11 protein-coding genes are annotated in these 20,717 nt (G+C 65.8%); 7 read left to right on the top strand and 4 right to left on the bottom strand.

Annotated elements, in window-relative coordinates:
* The first annotated feature begins 426 nt into the window (after positions 1–426).
* The 4 genes from ULB03_RS19310 (at position 427) to ULB03_RS19295 (ending at position 9,685) form a co-directional block, all read left to right on the top strand.
* Positions 427–2,874, top strand: a complete 2,448-nt coding sequence (locus tag ULB03_RS19310; protein ID WP_322484723.1) for a TonB-dependent receptor — start codon at positions 427–429, stop codon at positions 2,872–2,874.
* 554 nt (positions 2,875–3,428) lie between these two features.
* A complete protein-coding gene (locus ULB03_RS19305) occupies positions 3,429–6,371 on the top strand; it encodes a TonB-dependent receptor domain-containing protein (protein ID WP_322484722.1) in 2,943 nt (980 codons plus the stop codon).
* Between the two features lie 196 nt (positions 6,372–6,567).
* Positions 6,568–7,101: a hypothetical protein gene (locus tag ULB03_RS19300; protein WP_322484721.1), complete on the top strand. Its 534-nt coding sequence runs from the start codon at positions 6,568–6,570 to the stop codon at positions 7,099–7,101.
* A 481-nt stretch (positions 7,102–7,582) separates the two neighbouring features.
* Positions 7,583–9,685, top strand: coding sequence for a TonB-dependent receptor (locus tag ULB03_RS19295; RefSeq protein WP_322484720.1), 2,103 nt, complete (start codon positions 7,583–7,585; stop codon positions 9,683–9,685).
* A 62-nt stretch (positions 9,686–9,747) separates the two neighbouring features.
* Here the strand turns inward: ULB03_RS19295 and ULB03_RS19290 are convergent, their stop codons facing one another.
* The 3 genes from ULB03_RS19290 to ULB03_RS19280 are packed head-to-tail and all read right to left on the bottom strand — an operon-like array spanning position 9,748 to position 14,012.
* Positions 9,748–11,259 (bottom strand): DHA2 family efflux MFS transporter permease subunit, encoded by a 1,512-nt coding sequence (locus tag ULB03_RS19290; RefSeq protein ID WP_322484719.1) that lies wholly within the window; start codon positions 11,257–11,259, stop codon positions 9,748–9,750.
* An 11-nt stretch (positions 11,260–11,270) separates the two neighbouring features.
* Positions 11,271–12,473: an HlyD family secretion protein gene (locus ULB03_RS19285; RefSeq protein ID WP_322484718.1), complete on the bottom strand. Its 1,203-nt coding sequence runs from the start codon at positions 12,471–12,473 to the stop codon at positions 11,271–11,273.
* Positions 12,474–12,503: 30 nt separating this feature from the next.
* Positions 12,504–14,012 (bottom strand): efflux transporter outer membrane subunit, encoded by a 1,509-nt coding sequence (locus ULB03_RS19280; RefSeq protein WP_322484717.1) that lies wholly within the window; start codon positions 14,010–14,012, stop codon positions 12,504–12,506.
* A 198-nt stretch (positions 14,013–14,210) separates the two neighbouring features.
* Between ULB03_RS19280 and ULB03_RS19275 the strand changes: the two genes are divergently transcribed.
* Positions 14,211–14,825, top strand: coding sequence for a TetR/AcrR family transcriptional regulator (locus tag ULB03_RS19275; RefSeq protein WP_322484716.1), 615 nt, complete (start codon positions 14,211–14,213; stop codon positions 14,823–14,825).
* 8 nt (positions 14,826–14,833) lie between these two features.
* Here the strand turns inward: ULB03_RS19275 and ULB03_RS19270 are convergent, their stop codons facing one another.
* Positions 14,834–16,096, bottom strand: a complete 1,263-nt coding sequence (locus tag ULB03_RS19270; protein ID WP_322484715.1) for an aspartyl/asparaginyl beta-hydroxylase domain-containing protein — start codon at positions 16,094–16,096, stop codon at positions 14,834–14,836.
* Between the two features lie 406 nt (positions 16,097–16,502).
* Here ULB03_RS19270 and ULB03_RS19265 point away from each other — a divergent pair, with 406 nt between their 5' ends.
* Complete coding sequence (locus tag ULB03_RS19265) at positions 16,503–19,472, top strand: TonB-dependent receptor domain-containing protein (protein ID WP_416211160.1); 2,970 nt, start codon at positions 16,503–16,505, stop codon at positions 19,470–19,472.
* A 225-nt stretch (positions 19,473–19,697) separates the two neighbouring features.
* Entirely contained in the window at positions 19,698–20,711 is a 1,014-nt protein-coding gene (locus ULB03_RS19260; RefSeq protein ID WP_322484713.1) for an NADP-dependent oxidoreductase, read from the top strand.
* Positions 20,712–20,717 lie beyond the last annotated feature (6 nt).

The raw sequence follows: 20,717 nt of genomic DNA, 5'->3' as shown, positions 1-20,717 counted from the left end.
AAGATCCCATCCTTTCAGCGACGCGGTGGGAAAGGGGCTCCGGCGGCGCCCTGATTCGTCCGATTTCCTGATCAACGGGTCAAGATTTCATCATTCTGCAACACTTCCCCCGACACAGGGGGCCAGTGCAGTTGCGACGGCAGTTAACTACTTGATATGAAATGATAATTTGTCTATTTCCGCGAGAAAAAGCTGCGCTGCACTTTGTCGCGGACGGCATCCGATATGTGCTTTGACGGCCACACCAGGGGGCAAATCAGCGCGCTTTTGCACGGCACGGACAAGAAGGCCGCGCCTCTGTAATGGTGTTGTAATACGAAGGAGTGAATAAAGCGCCCGACACGGCCACACCCTGGCTGAACGAGCGGGTGCGGACGGGTGTAAGGCTGACCGAACGACGAACGATCCAAATTCTGGGGGCAATCGATGAAGAAGCTTACTCGCGGGATGGCGCCGGCGCGCCGCTATACCTCTTTCCTGAAGCTGGGCACCGGCCTGGTCGCGCTGGCCACCGCCGCCGCCTGGACCGCCCCGGCGCTGGCGCAGTCCACCGCCTCCGAAATGGATGAGATCGTCATCACCGGCGCGCGCAAGCAGCCCACCATCGGTGGCCTGATCCAGGCCGAGACCGCGCCCAAGTCCAAGTCGACCGTGACCCAGGAATACCTGGCCACGCAGACCGCCGGGCAGAGCGTGCTGGCCAGCCTGAACCTGCTGCCGGGCGTCAACTTCACCAACAACGACGCCTACGGCTCCTCCGGCGGCAACATCCGCATCCGCGGCTTCGACGGCAACCGCGTCTCGCTGACCTTCGACGGCATCCCGCTGAACGACACCGGCAACTACGCCATCTATTCCAACCAGGTCATCGATGAAGAGCTGGTGAACCGCGCCACCGTCAACATCGGCACCACCGACGTCGACAGCCCGACCGCGTCGGCCACCGGCGGCACCATCAACGTCCAGACCCGCAAGCCGCTGGATGAGCTGGGCGTCGAAGGCAAGCTGAGCTTCGGCAGCAACAACTACAAGCGCATCTTCACCGTCCTGGACACCGGCGATTTCGGCCCCGGCAACCGCACCTCCGCCTTCCTGGCCGCGTCCTACCAGGATTACGACAAGTTCAAGGGCTACGGCGAGCTGCAGAAGAAGCAGGTCAACGGCCGCATCTATGAAGACCTGGGTGGTGGTGACTTCATCTCCGTCGCCGCGCACTACAACGAGAACCGCAACAACTCGTACCAGACGAACAGCCGCGCGACGTTCGCCAACAACTACTTCGCCGACTACAACAACACCTGGGTGCCGCAGACGGCCGTCGCCGGCAAGCCGGACACCCCGTCCAGCCTGGACAGCAACTACTACGGCGTGCGCGTCAACCCGTCCAACACGGGCAACGTCCGCGGCCAGTCGCGCTTCCACCTGGCCGATGACGTCATGCTGACGGTCGACCCGTACTTCCAGTACACGCTGGCCAACGGCGGCGGCACCACCTCGATGAAGGAAACCGATCCCCGCCTGATCGGCGCCAGCAAGACCGCCAAGGGCGTGGACCTGAACGGCGACGGCGACCTGAACGACACCGTGCTGCTGTACGCCCCCAGCAACACCAACACCTTCCGCACCGGCGTCACCTCGTCCCTGATCTGGGACATCGATGACAACAACCGCCTGCGCGTCGGCTACACCCTGGACTACGGCCGTCACCGCCAGACCGGCGACTTCACCTACATCGGCGCCGATGGCACCCCGCTGGACGTGTTCGGCGGCAAGTACTCCGGCCAGGTCTACGCCGCCGACGGCTCCCAACTGGAATCGCGTAACCGTTATTCCATCGCCGAGCTGAACCAGGCGTCGCTGGAATATGTGTACAAGGCCTTCGACCAGAAGCTGACCGTGGTGCCGGCCCTGCGCCTGCCCTACTTCCACCGTGAACTGAACCAGTACTGCTATACCTACACTGGCACCTCCACCAACGTGGCGTCGCTGAACAGCAACCAGTACTGCACCACCAACCCGACCATCACCCAGACCAACCTGTACCGGACCCCGTTCACCGGCACGAAGGACTTCAGCGACCCGCTGCCCAGCCTGGGCGTCGTGTACCAGGTCACGCCGGAACATCAGGTCTACTTCCAGTTCTCGGAAGGCTTCTCCGCCCCGCGCACGGACAACCTGTATGGCGTGAAGACCGACCAGCCGGGCATCGTCGATCCGGAGAAGACCTATAACTTCGAACTGGGCGAGCGTTATCAGACCAACTGGCTGATGACCTCGGTCAGCGGCTGGTACACCCGGTACATCAACCGCATCGTGTCCGCCCTGGACCCGAACGACGCCAACAACACCATCGACCGCAGCCTGGGCCGCGTCGATCTGTACGGCGCCTCGATCGAAGCGGGCTTCACCGTCACCGAGCAGGTCACCTTCTACACCTCCGGCAGCTACACGCACTCCGAGGTCAAGAACAACCTGGCCGGCCCGAACGGCACCACCTTCCTCACCTCCGGCAAGCAGCTGGTGGACACGCCGGAATGGATGGCCGCCGGCCGCGTCGAGTACAAGCCGCTGGACATCCTGTCGGCCTCGATCGAAGGCAAGTACACCGGCACCCGCGCCGCCACCGACGTGAATGACGAATGGACCACCCCGTTCTTCGTCGCCAACTTCGAGGCCCGTCTGGACCTGCCGGACACCGCCGGCTTCAAGGGCACCTACCTGCAGTTCAACGTGAACAACCTGTTCGACCGCCGCTACCTGAACACGATCTCGTCGTCCACGACGGTCGCCACGGTGGCCGGCAAGACCAGCCTGCCCTTCTACCAGGTTGGTGCCCCGCGCACGTTCATGGGCACCATCCACACGTCCTTCTAATAATCCGGCTTATCATACGCCGGTGGCCTTCGGGCCGCCGGTCCCGGATGGGGGCGGTCTTCGGGCCGCCCCTTTTTCATGCCTGCGGCTGTCGATGAATCGCGATGCCAACCCTCATGCGCCAGCCCTCACGCGCGCGTCGAAACGCCCTCTCTTTGTGCAACGTGGTTCGCTGCCTACTGATTCGGCAAACGGGAACCCTGGCCGCTAAAGACCGACGCAGGACTGCATTTTTCCGCTGTTACGGTTTGGTTTTGCATTTGCAACAGATGTGTGTCGGACAGCTCATTCTGTCCGGGGGTTATTTTTGTCCAATTTCAACATTTTTGGCGCAAGTTTATCGCTTAAGTGTAACCAAAAAGCTACAGACCTGCACGGAATCAGGCTGGCGCCCCCTTGGATCGTTGACGCATTGCTAACGTGATCGGAAAACTTCCCTCAAGCCAAACAGAACGCTGGGCAGAGGCGAACTGGGGAGCTGCCGCCTGAGGCCGGACAACACGCCCGGGCGGCGCCGAACGGGGAACAACCAATCCGAAGTGGAGATGGACTACATGAAGGGATTTGAGAGCAGGATCCGTCAGTCGCTGCTGACGGGCGCCGCCATTGGCGTTTGCGCCCTCACGATGTCGACGACGGCGTTCGCTGCGGCGGACGATCTGCAGGAAATCGTCATCACCGGTTCGCGTATTAAGACGGATTCGTCCGTTGGCATCAGCCCGGTGACCACGGTCAACAACGAAGAAATCAAGCTGCAGGGCGCCACCCGCATCGAAGACGTGCTGAACAACCTGCCGCAGGTGTTCGCCAGCCAGGGTAGCACGATCTCCAACGGGTCGACCGGCACCGCCACGGCCAACCTGCGCGGCCTGGGCGCGTCCCGTACCCTGGTGCTGATCGACGGCCACCGCATGCCGGCCGGTTCGCCCCTGAATTCCGCCGCCGACTTGAACGAAATCCCGGCCGCCCTGGTGAAGCGCGTTGACGTGCTGAGCGGTGGCGCCTCGGCCGTGTACGGTGCCGATGCCGTGTCCGGCGTCGTCAACTTCATCATGGACGACAATTTCGAAGGCGCGAAGGCTGAGGTTGGCTACAGCTTCTACCAGCACAACAACAGCGCCACGAACTACCAGAATGCCACCAAGGCGCGTAACTTCGCGCTGCCGGACAACGACGTCACCGATGGCTTCACCCGCACCTATTCCGGCGTGCTGGGCGTGAACAGCACGGACGGCAAGGGCAACATCACCGTCTATGCCGAATACCTGAAGGCTCAGCCCCTGCTGCAGGGCCAGCGCGACTACAGCGCCTGCGCCATCTCCGTCAGCTCCAAGGGCGCCTACAGCTGCGGCGGTTCCGGCACCACGGCCCCGGCCCAGATCATCGACAACATCAACACCAACCCGAAGGACAGCGGCGACTACATCGTCAGCGGCAACGGGCTGAAGGACTACACCTCCGCCTCGGCGTTCAACTACGCGCCGTACAACTACTATCAGCGTCCGGACCAGCGTTACTCCGCCGGCTTCTTCGGTCATTACGACTTCAACGAACATGTTCAGGTTTATACCCAGTTCATGTTCCATGATGACCACACGCAGGCCCAGATCGCCCCGTCGGGTGTTTTCGGTCAGGCGTTCAGCATCGGCTGCAACAGCCCCCTGCTGTCGGCCAGCCAGGTTCAGACGCTGTGCACCGACAACGGCCTGGCCGCGACCGACAGCGCCAACGTCAGCATCCTGCGCCGCAACGTTGAAGGCGGCGGCCGTATGGACGACCTGCGCCACACCTCTTACCGTGAGCTGGTCGGCCTGAAGGGCGACCTGTGGGACGGCTGGAGCTATGACGCGTCCGCCCAGCGCAGCACCGTCATCCTGTCGGAAACCTACAAGAACGACTTCTCGCTGGCCCGCACGGCCGAGGCGCTGAACGTCACCACCAACAGCGCCGGCCAGCTGGTGTGCGCCAACGCCACCGCCGTGGCCGCCGGTTGCGCCCCCTACACCATCTTCAACGCCAACACGCCCATCTCCCAGGCGGCGCTGAACTACCTGCAGACCCCGGGCTTCAAGGAAGGTTCCACCGTCCAGGACGTGGTGAACCTGTCCATCAACGGTGACCTGGGCCGCTATGGCCTGCAGAGCCCGCTGGCCAACCGCGGCGTCGCCATCGCGTTCGGTACCGAGTACCGCCGCGAAGAACTGACGCTGAAGGTCGACCAGGAATTCGACACCGGCGATCTGGCCGGCCAGGGTGGCCCGACGCACGGTGTGGCCGGCGCCTACGATGTCCGCGAAGCCTTCATGGAAGTGAAGATCCCGGTCATCCAGGACAAGCCGTTCATCAAGGAATTCAACATCGAGGGTGGCTACCGCTACTCCGACTACAGCACCTCGGGCAAGACCGACACCTACAAGATCGGCGGCGACTGGGCCCCGACGTCGGACCTGCGTCTGCGTGCCGGCTTCAACCATGCCGTTCGTGCCCCGAACGTGGTTGAACTGTTCACGCCGTCGGGCGTCGCCCTGGGCCTGTCCGACGATCCGTGCGCCGGTGCCGCGCCGACCTACAGCGCCGCCCAGTGCGCCCGCACCGGTGTGAGCGCCGCGCAGTACGGCCGCATCACGGCCAACGGCGCCGGCCAGTACAACGACCTGGAAGGCGGCAACACCGCCCTGCAGCCCGAGGCGGCGGACACGCTGACCGTGGGTGCGGTCATCACCCCGACCTTCCTGCCGGACCTGACCTTCTCGGCCGATTACTACAACATCAACATCGACGGCACGATCGGCGGCATCGGTGCCGACCTGATCCTGAACAACTGCGCCCAGGGCATCAACACCAGCTACTTCTGCCCGCTGGTTCACCGCGACCCGACCACCGGTTCGCTGTGGCTGGGCACGAACGGCTATGTTGTGAACACCAACCAGAACACCGGTCGCCTGGAGCAGTCGGGCATCGACTTCAACACCAACTACCGCCTGGACCTGGCCGATCTGGGCCTGGACAAGGTTGGCGCCCTGAACTTCAACCTGACCGGCACCTACCTGATCGACTTCGTCACCCAGGCCCTGCCGGGCTCGGACGGCTACGATTGCGCCGGCCTGTACGGCGCCAACTGCGGCGTTCCGTCCCCGGTGTGGCGTCACAAGGTCCGCATGACTTGGGATACCCCGTGGGATGCCCAGGTGTCGGTGGCCTGGCGTCACCTGTCCAGCGTTGATTGGGAGCGTGTCAGCAGCAACGCCACGCTGCATGGCACCACCATCCCCAATCTGTCGCACATCGACAGCTATGATTACTTCGACTTCTCCGGTTCCTATCAGGTCAGCGATTGGCTGACGCTGAGCGGCGGCGTGAACAACGTCTTCGACAAGGATCCGCCCCTGGCCACCACGCAGGTGTCGAGCAGCGCGTACATCAACGGCAACACCTACTCGCAGGTGTATGACGCTCTGGGCCGTTACTTCTTCTTCCGCGCTTCCGCCAAATTCTAATCGAACCCAGGCGTAGCGTTCAGTCCAGAGACGGCGGGTCCTCCGGGGCCCGCCGTTTTCTTTTGTCCTCAGGCGCTTGGCATAACGGCGGCCGACAGCCGCCCCTATTCCGCCCTGTATAAAGCCATGGCACACTGACGCCACGGATCACGCACCCGGCCCTGACCTTTGGGCCCCACTCCTGGAATCCCAGATCATGCCGTTCAAGAACATGCCGCTGATGAAGGCCGCCGCAGCACTGTCGCTGGCCATGGCCGTGGCGCCCGCCGCCCCCCGGATGGCGATGGCCGCCGATACGCTGGCAACCTGCCGGGCCATTGGCGATGCCACCCAGCGCCTGGCCTGTTACGACGCCCTGGCGGCCGCCGCGGCCACCGCACCGGCACAACCGGCCGTCACCGCGACTGCCGCGCCGGCGGCGACGCCCGCTGTTCCGGAAGACCCGACCGCCCGCTTCGGCAAGGAGAAGCTGCCCCGGACGGAAGAACAGCGGGCCCAGGACGACGCCGAACAGCAGGAGGAGATGCATTCCACCGTGGCGAAGTCCGTCGCCCTGCCCTATCGCATGTTCGCCGTGACGCTGGAGAACGGACAAACCTGGGTCAGCAAGGAAGCCCTGACCTTCGACCCCAAGCCGGGTGACGAGGTGCGGGTGATGCACGGCCTGCTGGGCAGCTACTCCATGGTGGTGGGCCACAGCCGGGTGGTGAAGGCCACGCGCATCAACTGACGCGCCGGCGTCCCGGCATCATCCAGACCAGCAAGGGCGGCCCCGGCCAAGGGAGCCGCCCTTTTTCATGGCCAACGCCGCGGCCGACTCGGGCAAAGCGCGGCACCATCGAAGCCGGCTCCACGGCCCTCTCGACCGGACGGCACGCACCGACCGGCATACCCCGCGCGCAGAGGGCGGCGGCCTTGACATGCGCGAGACGGCGCCCCGGCTTACCCACAACGCCAAAACCTGACCGTCTGGTCAGAAAACCATTGCCGCAACCCCTGGCTGCGCCGATGCTGTTTGCGGCCGGTCACGCCCTGCGGGTGGATCGGCCCCACAATAAAGGGGCGGAATCCATCGGGCCTGCTTTCGTCAAATCCAATCACGAAAGACGGGGACAACAATGTCGAACAGGGCAGTTCATTCAACGGGCACTCCTGCAACAAAGACCGGCCGCAATCTGACATGCCTGCTGGCGGGCGGTGCCGCGCTGGCCATGGCCACCGGCGCCCAAGCGCAGACGGCGACAAACGCGGACGAGACGTTCCAGGAAATCGTGGTCACGGCGCGCAAGCGGGCGGAAAACCTCATCGAGACGCCGACCGCCATTTCCGCCTTCACCGCCGAGGATTTGCAGCAGCGGAACATGGAAAACCTGGCGGACGTGGGCAAGTACGTCCCCAACCTGGAAATCAACCGCTTCGGCGTCGGCAACCCGGCGCACGCCGCCATTTTCATCCGCGGCATCGGCCTGCAGGACCACATCATCACCACCGACCCCGGCGTGGGCGTCTATGTCGACGGTGTCTATCTGGGCCGGCAGATGGGATCCAACCTCACCCTCGCCAATATTGAGCGGGTGGAGGTGCTGCGCGGCCCCCAAGGCACGCTCTACGGCAAGAACACCATCGGCGGCGCCGTCAACGTCATCACCGCGCAGCCGGGTGATGAACAGGTGACGAAGGCGGACCTGAAGGTGGGGAGCCGCGCCCGGGTGGCGGCCGACGTCTATACCAACACCAGGATCACCGACAAGCTGGCGGTGTCCTTCACCGCGGCCGTCAACCGCCGCGACGGCATCGGCCGGGCCCTGAAGGTGAACGCGCCGGAGGACGTGGGCGAGATCAACGAGGTGTCGGGCCGCGCCGCCGCGAAACTGCAGGCGTCGGAGACCTTCTCCCTGCTGCTGACGCTGGACGCCATGAACGGCATCTATGGCAAGACGCCCACGACAATGGAGGTGAACAACCCCAACGCCTTCTTCACCGGCACGCTGGGCCTGAGCGAACGCCTGCTGCCCGCCAACCCGGACGACAGCAATTCCAACCACCCCGAGCTGTTCAAGCAGACCATCCGCAACCGGGGCGCCTCGCTGACCGCCAATTGGGAGCTGAACGAGAACCTGACGGCCAAGGTGCTGGGCGGCTTCCGCTACACCCATTACACGGGCGGCCTGGATGACGACCAGACCTACCTCGATCTGGAATCCTATCCGGAACGCGGCTTCGCCCGGCAATATTCGGTGGAACCGCAGTTGAACGGCGAGTACGGCAAGCTGGACTTCGTGGTCGGCGCCTACGCCAGCGACGAACAGGGCAACACCAATTCCGGCCCCACCGTCTATATCAGCCCCAGCGGCTATTTCGACATCAAGCAGACGACCAGCAGCTACGCCGTGTACGCCCATGCCGGCTATCAGATCCTGGACGACCTGAAACTGTCGGCCGGAGCCCGCTATTCCGACGACCACAAGAACGCCAGCGCCCAATTCGACAGTTGGACCGACCCGTCGCGGGTTTACCGCAGCCAGTCATGGAGCGCCACCACCTGGGACGTGTCGGCGACCTACGATATCCGCAAATCCTTGAGCGCCTACGCCACCATTTCGCGCGGCTATCAAAGCGGTGGCTTCCCGCCCCGGCCGTTCAACGGGCCCAGCTACTTCACCGCCTTCAACCCCACCTTCGCCACCAATTACGAGACGGGCATCAAGGGCGTCTTCTTCGACCGGCTGCAAATGAACGTCTCAGGCTTCTACACCGAATACACCGACCTGCCGCTGGAGGTGTCGCAACCGTCGGCCAGCGGCTTCAACACCCGCATCGAGAGCGCCGGCCAGTCAGAGGCCAAGGGCGTGGAGGTGGAAGGGACCCTGAAGCTGAGCAAGGCCTTCGATATCCAAACCTCCGTTGGCTTCATCGACGCCCGCATCACGGCGGTTCCGGGGGACGCCACCGCCATCAAGGTGGGCTTCACCCCGGCCTTGACGCCGCAATGGACCCTGTCGGTGGCACCGCAATACCACCTGTTCCTGGACAGCGGCACCATCGACGCCCGCATCGACTATTCCTACCGCGGCAAGGAATACGGGCAGGCGGCCAACGACGCCTATAACCTGATCAAGTCCCGCAGCCTGGTTGGCTTCAACATCGCCTACACGCCGGCCCACGGACGCTGGACGGCCGCCGTGTATGGCGAGAACATCTTCAACAAGCGCTATGACGTGGGCCGGCTGGACGACGCCTTCGCCGGCTTCACCGAAATCATCCGCAACAATGACCGCAGCGAGTTCGGCGTGAAGGCGTCTTATACTTTCTAGCCCTGAAACACCAAATTCCTCCAAGGCCCCGCCCGGCGCCAAACCGGGCGGGGCCTTGGCCATCAATGCACCCCGGTGGTGTCGGCCACCCGGGTCGGCTTGGGCGCCAGCCAGATCACCAGGGCCGACAGGGCGAAGGCGACGGCGACCCCCAGGAAAATCTGGTTGGTCGCCAGCATGACCCCCTGGCCCTGGACCAGGTTGTCCAACTGCTGGATGGACAGGCCGTCCCCGATCAAGCCGGGGCGCAGCAGATCCACCAGTTCCGCCCGGTTGCGGGTGGCGCCATCCTCCCACAGCGTATTGACCAGGGAGGTGGCGAAGGCGCCGGACAGGGTCCGCAGGAAGTTCATGAGGCCGGCGGCCGACGCGGTCTCCTCCACATTCACGCTGGCCAGCGCCAGCCCGGTCAGGGGCACGAAGAAGAAGGGCATGCCCAGCCCCTGCATGAGCAGTGGCAGGGAAATCTGTCCATAGGTCATGTCGGGGGTCGAGCCGCTGCGGTACAGGGTGACGCCCGCCAGCCACATCAGCCCGAAGAAAACCAGGGGCCGGGGATCGACCTTGGCCGACATGTTGGCCACCATGGGGGCCGCCATGACCGCCAGCACCCCGGTGGCCGCCGTGGCATAGCCCGCCCAGGTGGCGGTGTAGCCCATATTGCTTTGCAGCCACAGCGGCGTCAGGACGGTGGCCCCGAAGAAGGCGCCGAAGCCCAGGCTGATGGTCAGCACCGCCATGGCGAAGCCGCGATGGCGGAAGACCTTCAGGTCCACCACCGGATGCGCCTCGGTCAGTTCCCAGATGAGGAAGGCGGCCAGGCCAATGACGGCGACGATGGCCAGCACCACGATGGTGGAGGAGGAGAACCAGTCCAGATCCTTGCCCTCGTCCAGCATGATCTGCAAGGCACCCACCCAGACGATCAACAGGACCAGACCCACAAGGTCGAAGCGGGGGCGGACCGTCGCCGTCTCGAATCCCTTCAGCAGGCCCCAGCAGGCGACCGCGCACAGCAGGGCGATGGGCACGTTGATGTAAAAGATGAAGGGCCAGCCCCAGTTATCGCACAGCGTGCCGCCCAGGATGGGCCCCAGGATGGGCGCCACCAGGGTGGTCATGGCCCAGATGCCCATGGCGGCGGGCGCCTTCTCCTTGGGGAACACGCGCAGCAGCAGGGTCTGCGACAGGGGCATCAGCGGCCCGCCGGCCAGGCCCTGCAACACCCGGAACAGGACCAGCATGCCCAGCGACTGGGCGAAGCCGCAGAGGGCGGAGCAGATGCCGAAGCCCAGCATGGCGATGACGAAGGTGCGCACGGTGCCGAAGCGCCCCGCCAGCCAGCCGGTCAGCGGCACGGTCACCGCCTCCGCCACGGAATAGGAGGTGATGACGAAGGTGCCCTGGCTGGAGGACACGGCCAAGCCGCCGGCGATGTTGGGCACCGACACGTTGGCGATGGTGGTGTCCAGCACCACCAGGAAGTTGGCGGCGGCCAACAGCAGCGCCGCCACCGCCAGCTGCCCGCCGACCAGGGTCTTGGGGGCGTCGCCCCCGGGAACAGCGCCGCTCATGGGAAAGCCCCTCAGTGCGTCTTGGGGACGGTGGCCGACGCGGTGTCGGCACCGGCCGTGTCGATGGTCACGTTCATGGACAGGCCGACGCGCAGGGGGTGCACGGCCAATTCGTTGGGATCCAGCGTGATGCGGACCGGCACGCGCTGCACCACCTTGATCCAGTTGCCGGTGGCGTTCTGCGCCGGGATCACGGCGAAGGCGGAGCCGGTGCCGCCGGCCAAACCGGCCACCTGGCCATGGAAGGTGACATCGCCGCCGTAGAGGTCGGCCGTCAGCTCCACCGGCTGGCCGGGACGCACATGGGCCAGCTGCACCTCCTTGAAATTGGCGTCGACGTAGGCCTGGCCCACGGGCACCACGCTCATCAGCACACTGTCGGACTTGATGCGCTGACCGACCTGCACCTGGCGGCGGGCGACGACGCCGTCGAAGGGCGCCCGCACCACCGTGCGGCCCAGGTCAACCTGGGCCTGGTCCACCTTGGCGCGGGCGGCCATCACCTCGGGATTGGTGGCCACGTCGCTTTCGGCGATGAGCACCGTGTTGACCTTTTGCGAACCCTGGGCGGCGGCGCGGTTGGCGGCGGCCTGGGCCAGGGTGGCCTTGGCCACGGCCAGGTTGGCGGTGGCGGTGGCGAAGGCGTTCTGGGCGCTGGTCAGCTCATCACCCGACACCGCGCCGGAAGCGGCCAGCGCCTTGCGCCGTTCCAGGTCAATCCGGGCCTTGTCGAAATCGGCCTGGGCGGAGGTCAGTTGCGCCTCGGCCCGAACGCTATCGGCCTCGCGCGCCGCCACCTGGGCCGCCAGCGCGCCTTCGTTGGCGAAATACCCCCGGACCCGGCGTTCCGCCTGACCCAGCTGCGCCTGCGCCTGGGCCAGGGCGATGCGGGCGTCGGTGTCGTCGATGACCACCAGCACGTCGCCCTTTTTCACCGCCTGGGTATCCACCACCGGCACGGCCCGGACGGTGCCGTCGACGGACGACGTCACCTGGGCCGCGTCGGCGTTGACATAGGCGTTGTCGGTGGAGACATAGCGGCCGCCCATCACCAGGCGGTAGCCGCCATACCCCAGTCCCGCCAGCACGATGACGGCACCCAAGCCGGCGAACAGCCGGGCCCGGGTCGACGGGCCTTTCGGCGCCGGCGCCAGGACATGGACGGAGGAGGGTTCGGTCGCCCCGGCGACGGGGGAGCGGGAAGGTGTGGACATGGAAACGATCCTTGGGGACGAGCGGTCAGGTCAACGGGCGGCGGCGGTTTGGGTGACGGCGGTTTGGGCAGCGGGACTGGCGGACTGATACCCGCCGCCCAGCGCACGGACGAGGGAGACGTCCAGCGTGAAGGCGCGGGCCTGCAAATCCGCCAGGGCGCGCCGATCGGTGATCAGCGTGTCCTCCGCCGTCAGCACATCGAGGTAGGTGGACAGCTTGCCCTCGTACCGGGCGGTGGCGATGCGGTACGCATCGGCCGCCGCGGCCAGCGCGTCGCGGGCATGGGCCAGCCGTTCCTCCAGCGCGCGGGTGCTGGCGGCGGCATCGGCCACGTCCTGCAGGGCCTTGGCGACGGTGTTGTCATAGTCGGCGACGGCGGCGTCATAGTCCGCCCGGGCCCCCCGGTATTGGGCGGCCAGCGAACCACCATCGAACAAGGGCAGGCTGACGGCGGGGCCGACGCTGCCAATGGTGGCGCCGGACTTGGTCAAGGCGTTCAGACCCAGGGTCTGGAGCCCGAAATAGGCGGACAGGTTCACGTTGGGATAGAAGGAGGCCTTGGCCACGTCGATCCGCTTGGCCGCCGCCTCCGCCTTGAGCCGGGCCGCCACCACGTCGGGGCGGCGACCCAGCAGGTTGGCGGCCAGCGTCGCCGGCAGGCCGAAGGCCTTGAGCCGGGCCTGGGCGGGCGGCTGGATGGCCAGCCCCCGGTCGGGCCCCGCCCCGATCAGGGCGGCCAGCCGATTGCGGGTCAGGGCGATGGCCTCATCCTCGGCCGCCGAATCCCCCCGGGCGGCGGCCTCGCGCGCCTCGGCTTGACGGACGGCGCCCAGGGTTTCCAGGCCATTGTCCCGGCGCTGGCGGGTCAGGTTGGCGCTGCGCGCCCGCACGTCCACCGCCTCGGCGGCGGCGTCGCGGTCGGCCACCTGCTGGGCCAGGTCGGCGTAGGCGGCGGCGATGCTGGCCGACAGGGTCAGGCGGGCCTGCGCCAGTTCCGCCCGCGCCTCTTCGGCCTCGGAGGTGGCGGCGGCCAGGCTGGCCCGATTCTTCCCCCAGAAGTCGAAGTCGTAGCTGAGGTCGAGGGTGCCGCGCGGAACCTCGTGATACCCCTTGGGCACGAAGGACGGCGGGAACAGGTAGCGATAGCTTTGCTTGTCCTCCGTCACCTGGGCATTGGCGGTGAGGTGCGGCAACAGGGCGGAGTCGGCCTGGTCGGCCAACGATTCCGCCTTGCGCAGGCGCGCCGCCGCGGCCGCCAAGTCCGGCGCCCCGGCCAAGCCTTCTTCGATAAGAGCATTCAGTTGGGCGTCGCCATAGGCCGTCCACCACCGGTCCTGCGGCCAAGCGACGGTGGTTTGCGACGCGGACGGGGCGAAGCTGGCTTGCGTGGCGTAGCTGGCGGCGTCGCGCGGCACCGGCGCGGGCCCGACATCGGGCACCCAGGCGCACGCGGCCGGGACCAGCAGGGCGGTGGACACCAACAGTCGGGCGCCCAGCCGCCGCAGCGGATGGGCGAGGGGAAAAGCAGGGGCGGACATGAGGAACCTTGTCGGCATAAATGAACCGTACGGTACGGTTTATACTTGCGCCCACAGCCCGTCAAGCCATAAACATACCGTACGGTTCAGTTATGAGCGATTCCGTCTTGCCGCCCACGCGTCCCCCAGGCATGGTCGGCCCCAATGACCGGAGCTGCGGGCGAGAAGGGCCGGCAGAGCCTTGAGGAAGTGCGCATTATGAAGGTGAAGACCGAAGCCCGCCGTCAGGCCATCTTGGATGCGGCCAGCGCCCTGTTCCAGGAAGTGGGCTTCGCCGCCGCGTCCATGTCGGGCCTCGCCGCCCGCGTCGGGGGATCGAAGGCCACGCTGTACAGCTACTTCCATTCCAAAGAAGAACTGTTCGTCGCGGTCATGGCCCATGCCGCCGGCGAGATGAAGCAAGGCTCGTTCGAGGCGCTGAACCCCGACCGCGACCCCCGCGAAACCTTGAGCCGCTTCGGCCGCATCTATTTGCGCTTCATCCTGTCACCCTGGGCGATATCCACCCGCCGCATCGCGGTGGCGGAGGCGGCGCGGTCCAACGTCGGGCGCCTGCTCTACGAAAACGGCCCCAAGGTGGGCTGGTCGCAGTTCGCCACCTATCTCACCGGCCTGATGGAACGGGGACGGTTGCGGACCGCCGACGCCAGCCGGGCTGCGGCCCATTTCCGCGGCCTGCTGGAGGCCGAACATGTCGAGCCGTTCCTGCTGGGCGCCAGGGAAGAGCCGGAGGGCGCGGCCATCGACGCGGCGGCCGACGCGGCCGTTGACGTGTTCCTGCGGGCCTACGCCCCCGAGACAGTCGCCCGCTAGAGCCCGCCCTACAGGCTGGAAAACCCGCCCGCCGACCGGACGGATGGCGTCAGCGGCGCGGCGCCGAAGCCCCCGGCGCCCCCCATGGCGGCCACTGGCTGCTGCGTCTGGAAATCATCCATCGCCGCCATGACGTGGGCGATGAAGTCACGCTCCGCCGGGGAAAGGCGGGGACTCCAGATGTCGAAGATCATGACCACGCGCACCTGGTCGCTATCGTTCCAGGCCTCATGCTCGATGGTGTCGTCGAAGGCCCACCCCACCCCCACCTTCCATTCGCGGGTCTGGTTGCCCACCCGGAAGCCGCAGCCCGGCGGCACCACCAGGGGCAGGTGCACCACCAACCGGGTGTTGGCCACGCCGGTGTGCGGCGGGATGCGGGTGCGCGGCTTCAGCACGGAGAACATGGCCGCCGGGGACCGACGGATCATGCGCGGTTGCGGCATCTGCTCCAGCACCGCCATGGTCTTGGGACAGCGGTCGGCATTGCCGGGCACCGGCAGGCCATGCTGCAGCAGGTGAAAGGCGCTCCACCGGGGTGAGCGGTTCAATTCCGCCCATTGGTCCAGCGGCAGGCCGTCGCGATAGTCGATATAGGGCACGAAGGCGTCGGCCAGCGCCTCTTCCGCCAGCACCGCCGCCAGTTCCGCCTGGATATCGGCGGTCGCGGCCTCCAGCGTGGGCAGCCAGGGGCACTCCTCGCGATCGTAGAACTCGATCGCGGGCAGGTCGGGATAGTGATAGTGCGTCGGCTGCTGGGTGTAGACCTTGCGCCGCCCCAGCACCTGGTCAACGAAGAAACCCATGCGGCGGGCATCGGCGCTGCCGCCCCGCGCCGCCCCCTGGTCCACCACCGGGCGCAGGAAATCGGCCATGTCCTGGACATGGGCGGCGTGGGCCTTGCGCGCCTGGTCCAGGGCCCGCTGAGTCGGCGGGTCCAGGTTCTGTTGCGCCTCGCCCATGGCGACGGCCACACCATAGGCCTCGCCCGCCTCGCGCTTGCGGCCCAGCGCCTGCAACAACGACGCCCGCATCAGCAGGGCCATGAATTGGCGGGGTTCCAGCGCCAGCACATGATCCACCGCGGCCAACGCATCCCCGTGCCGGCCCATGGCGCGACGGGCCGCCGCCAGGTTCAGCCACAGCGGCAGTTCCCGGGGGTGTTGGCGCAGCGCCTCCTCCAGGATGGCGTGCGCCTCCGCGTAATTGCCTGATTTCATGGCCGCCATGGCGGCCGCATTCGACCGCTGGGCTTGGACATCAGGCTGCATCGTTGCTCCCCGTTATCAACGTTCTTTCCCGCGCCATGGCAGCACAACTCAGGCCGCAATGCTAGGGATCTGAATACTAACCGTTTGGAAACACACTCAAATGCACCATGTTTGTGCAATTAGCCAACGAAGGCGCACGTTACTGCATCTAATAATGATCGCAACGTCCAAATATATCTGCGAGGGGTTACGAAGCAGTTACCAAAATCATGGTGCGTTATTAATATTAAGTGTCACTGAAACGTGACATTGACTCATCATATGCGGCGATATTATCGCCTTTAGTTGACGCTCGTTTTTCACTCCTCAAAAACTCTGCTCCAAGCGATCCGACGGGTCCGTACCGTTTTCGGCGCGGCATTACCGGCGTGACCGTCAAGACGCTGTTTCAGGCAGTTTGGTGGAGATGAGACAAGTGAAGAAAATTACAAACCGGGGACGGTTGCTCACGTCGACCATGCTGGTCGGTTCCATGGCCATGGCGGCGATGGCGATGGTGGCGGGCTCCGCCGCCGCCGCCGATGCGGACGACACGTTGCAGGAGATCGTGGTCACGGGCTCGCGCATCAAGCAGGCGGCGAACCTTACCAGCGACAGCCCGCTGACGACGGTCACCGACACGGAAATGAAGCTGCAGGGCACGACCAACATCGAAACCCTGCTGAACCGTCTGCCCGGCGTCACCGCCGACCAGACGCAGGGCGTTTCCAACGGCGCCAGCGGCACGGCCACCATCAACCTGCGCAACCTGGGCGCCTCGCGCACCCTGGTGCTGATCGACGGCCGGCGCATGGTGGGCGGCGATCCCAGCTACCCCTATGTCGACGTCAACTTCATCCCGGCCGCGCTGGTGGACAGCGTGGACGTGGTGACGGGCGGCGCCTCCGCGGTCTATGGCTCCGACGCCGTGGCCGGCGTCGTGAACTTCAAGATGAAGCGCGATTTCGAGGGCGTGAGGGTCGACTACCAGCTGTCGGCCGCCCAGCACGACAACAACAACCAGGAAGCGCAGACGGCGCTGAAGAACTTCGGCGTCGCCGTGCCGGGCAGCCAGTTCGACGGCTTCGTGCGCGACAGTTCCTTCATCATCGGCGCCAACGCCCCCAACAACCGCGGCAACGTCACGGCCTACGCCACCTACCGCTGGACGGAACCGGTGAAGCAGTCCAGCCGCGACTGGTCCGCCTGTTCCATTTCCGTCGCGGGCGACAACAACGACAGCCACGTCTGCCAGGGTTCCAGCAACACGACCTACGGCCGCTTCCGCACCAACGGGTCGGGCAACGGCCTGTCGCTGAACCCGGACGGGTCGTCCACCTTCGTGCCCTACAGCAACGCCCTGTCCTACAACTACGGGCCCTACAACTACCTGCAGCGCCAGGACGAGCGGTACACGGGCGGCGCCTTCGCGCACTATGAGATCAGCCCGGCGTTCGACGTCTACACCGACTTCATGTTCATGACCGACCACACCCGGGCCCAGATCGCCCCGTCGGCCATCTTCAATTCGGCGCTGTACAACATCAACTGCGACAATCCGCTGATGTCGGCGTCGGAAGCGACGGCGCTGTGCGGCAGCAACGCCGGCACCAGCACCAACTGGTCGGGTACCATCGGCCTGCGCTTCGGCGGGTCGGGGCAGGAGCGGTACGACGACATCCGCCACACCGACTATCGCTATGTCATCGGCACCAAGGGCGACCTGGGCGGTGGCTGGAGCTACGACGTTTCGGCCCAGCACTCCGAGGTGATCTACAACGAGCATTATGAGAACGACGTTTCCATCTCCAAGGTCCAGAAGGCCCTGAACGTGGTGAACGTGAACGGGACGCCCACCTGCCAGTCGGTCGTCGACGGCACCGACCTGAACTGCGTGCCGCTGAACATCTTCTCGCTGAACGGCATCAGCAGCGACGCCTGGAACTACATCAAGACCACCTCTTTCAAGGAAGGCAACGTCACCCAGGACGTGGTCAGCGGTTCCGTCACCGGCGACTTCGGCCAATTCGGCGCGCAGAGCCCCTTCGCCAAGAACCCTGTCGCCATCGCCTTCGGCACCGAATACCGCAAGGAAGGCCTGAACCTGAAGGTGGACGAGGAGAATTCCTCGGGCGACCTGGCCGGTTCCGGCGGCGCCACCCAGAACTCCAGCGGTTCCTATGATGTGAAGGAACTGTACGGCGAACTGCGCGTGCCGCTGATCGAGGACCGCGAATGGGCCAAGTCCCTGGTCATGGATGCCGGCTACCGTTGGTCGGACTATAGCTCGTCCGGCGCCGTGGATAGCTGGAAGACCAGCCTGACCTACGCCCCCGTGTCCGACGTCAGCTTCCGCGGCGGCTTCAACCGCGCCGTCCGCGCGCCCAGCATCCTGGAACTCTACTCCACCCAGACCGTCGGCCTGACCTCCGCCTCCGACCCCTGCTCGGGATCCAGCCCGTCGGCCTCGCTGGCCCAGTGCGCCCGCAGCGGCGTCACCGCCGCCCAGTACGGCAGCATCGCGGAATGCACCTCCTCACAGTGCAACGTGCTGACCGGCGGCAACACCGCGCTGAAGCCCGAGACGGCCGACACCTGGACCATCGGCACCGTCATCACGCCGACCTTCATGCACAACTTCTCGGCCACCATCGATTATTTCGACATCCGCGTGACCAACCTGATCAGCACCCTGTCGGTGTCGTCCATCCTGAACCAGTGCCTGAACACCGGCGACAGCTACTACTGCGGGCTGGTGCATCGCGCCAGCAACGGCAGCCTGGCGCTGACCGGCGGCTACATCATCGACACCGAGATGAACACCGGTTACCTGAACGAGCAGGGCGTGGACATCGGCCTGAACTACCTGCTGGACCTGGAAGACCTGAACGTGAAGGACCGTGGTTCCGTGCTGTTCAACTTCAACGGCACCTGGATGGCCAACTACCTGGTGCAGCAGCAGCCGGGTGAAAGCGCCTTCAACTGCAAGGGCCTGTTCGGCGTGACCTGCGGCCAGCCCACCCCGATGTGGCGCCACACCATGCGCGTCACCTGGCAGACGCCGTGGAACTTCGACCTGTCGGGCAACTGGCGGTACATCGGTGGCGTGAAGCTGGACCAGAACACCAGCAACGCCCTGCTGTCCGGCGACTATGACAAGGCCGACGGCCGCATCAATTCCTACAGCTACTTCGACATCGCCATGTCGGCCACCCTGTACGACCACTACACGGTCCGCTTTGGCGTGAACAACCTGTTCGACAAGGACCCGCCCATCCTGGACAGCAATGTCTATGGCGTCTCGGGCACGTCGAACTACGGCAACGGCAACACCTTCCCCGGCATCTACGACACCCTGGGCCGGACCTTCTTCCTGGGCGTCACCGCCGACTTCTGATCGGCGGCGGCAGCAAGCAAAAGCGTTGGAGCGGCGGGCCCCCGGGCCCGCCGTTTTCATGTGCGCCAGCCATGATCGCCGGCCCAGGGGTGGGCGACACCGTTGGTGACGCTGTCGTATCGATGATTTTCGATATACCGGTTCCGCCCACTTGGCGGTAGGCTGCATCCCGCGTCAGCCAAGGCCGGGGCACGCCGGCCCTTCGATACCGGGAGAAATCCGCCCATGAGCACGCCCACCAATCACCAGATCCGCCTGGCGGCCCGCCCCGTCGGCCTGCCCAAGGACGGCGACTGGCAGCGCACGGAAGAGCCGGCGCGCCCGCCGGCCGATGGCGAGGTTCTGGTGCAGACCCTCTACCTGTCGCTGGATCCGGCCATGCGCGGCTGGATGAACGAGGGCAAGTCCTACATCCCGCCCGTGGGCCTGGGGGAGGTCATGCGCGCCATCGGCATCGGCCGCGTGGTGGCCAGCGCCACCCCCGGCTTCGCCGTCGGCGACCACGTCAGCGGCGCCCTGGGCGTGCAGGAGTACGCGACCCTGCCAGCCAAGGCCCTGACCAAGGTGGATTCCACCCTGGCCCCCCCGCCCGTCTACCTGAGCGCCCTGGGCATGCCGGGCATGACCGCCTATTTCGGCCTGCTGGACGTGGGCCAGCCCAAACCGGGCGACACGGTGGTGGTGTCCGCCGCCACGGGGGCCGTGGGCGCGGTGGTGGGGCAGATCGCCAAGATCAAGGGATGCCGCACCGTCGCCATCGCCGGCGGCCCGGAGAAATGCCGCTACGCCGTGGAGACGTTGGGCTACGACGCCGCCATCGACTACAAGACCGGCGACATCCGCCAGGATTTGCGCACCCACTGCCCCAACGGCGTGGACGTCTATTTCGACAATGTTGGCGGCGACATCCTGGAGGCGGTGCTGGCGCAGCTGGCGCGCAAGGCCCGCATCGTCGTGTGCGGCGCCATTTCGCAATACAACAACACCACGGCGGTGAAGGGGCCGGCGAACTATCTGTCGCTGCTGGTCAACCGCGCCCGGATGGAGGGCATGGTGGTGCTCGATTATGCCGATCGCTATCCCTTGGCGGTGGCCGACATCGGCGCATGGATCAAGGAAGGCCGGCTGGTCAGCCGCGAGGATATCGCGGCGGGCGGCGTGGATGCCTTCCCGGCCACCCTGCTGAAACTTTTCAGCGGGGAGAACTTCGGCAAGCTGGTGCTGAAGGTCGCCGACTGACCCGCG

The organism is Nitrospirillum goiasense (genome assembly GCF_034427435.1).
Classification (GTDB): Bacteria; Pseudomonadota; Alphaproteobacteria; order Azospirillales; family Azospirillaceae; genus Nitrospirillum.
Note: the sequence above shows the minus strand (reverse complement) of the source record. Positions and strands in the feature narration are given on the sequence as shown.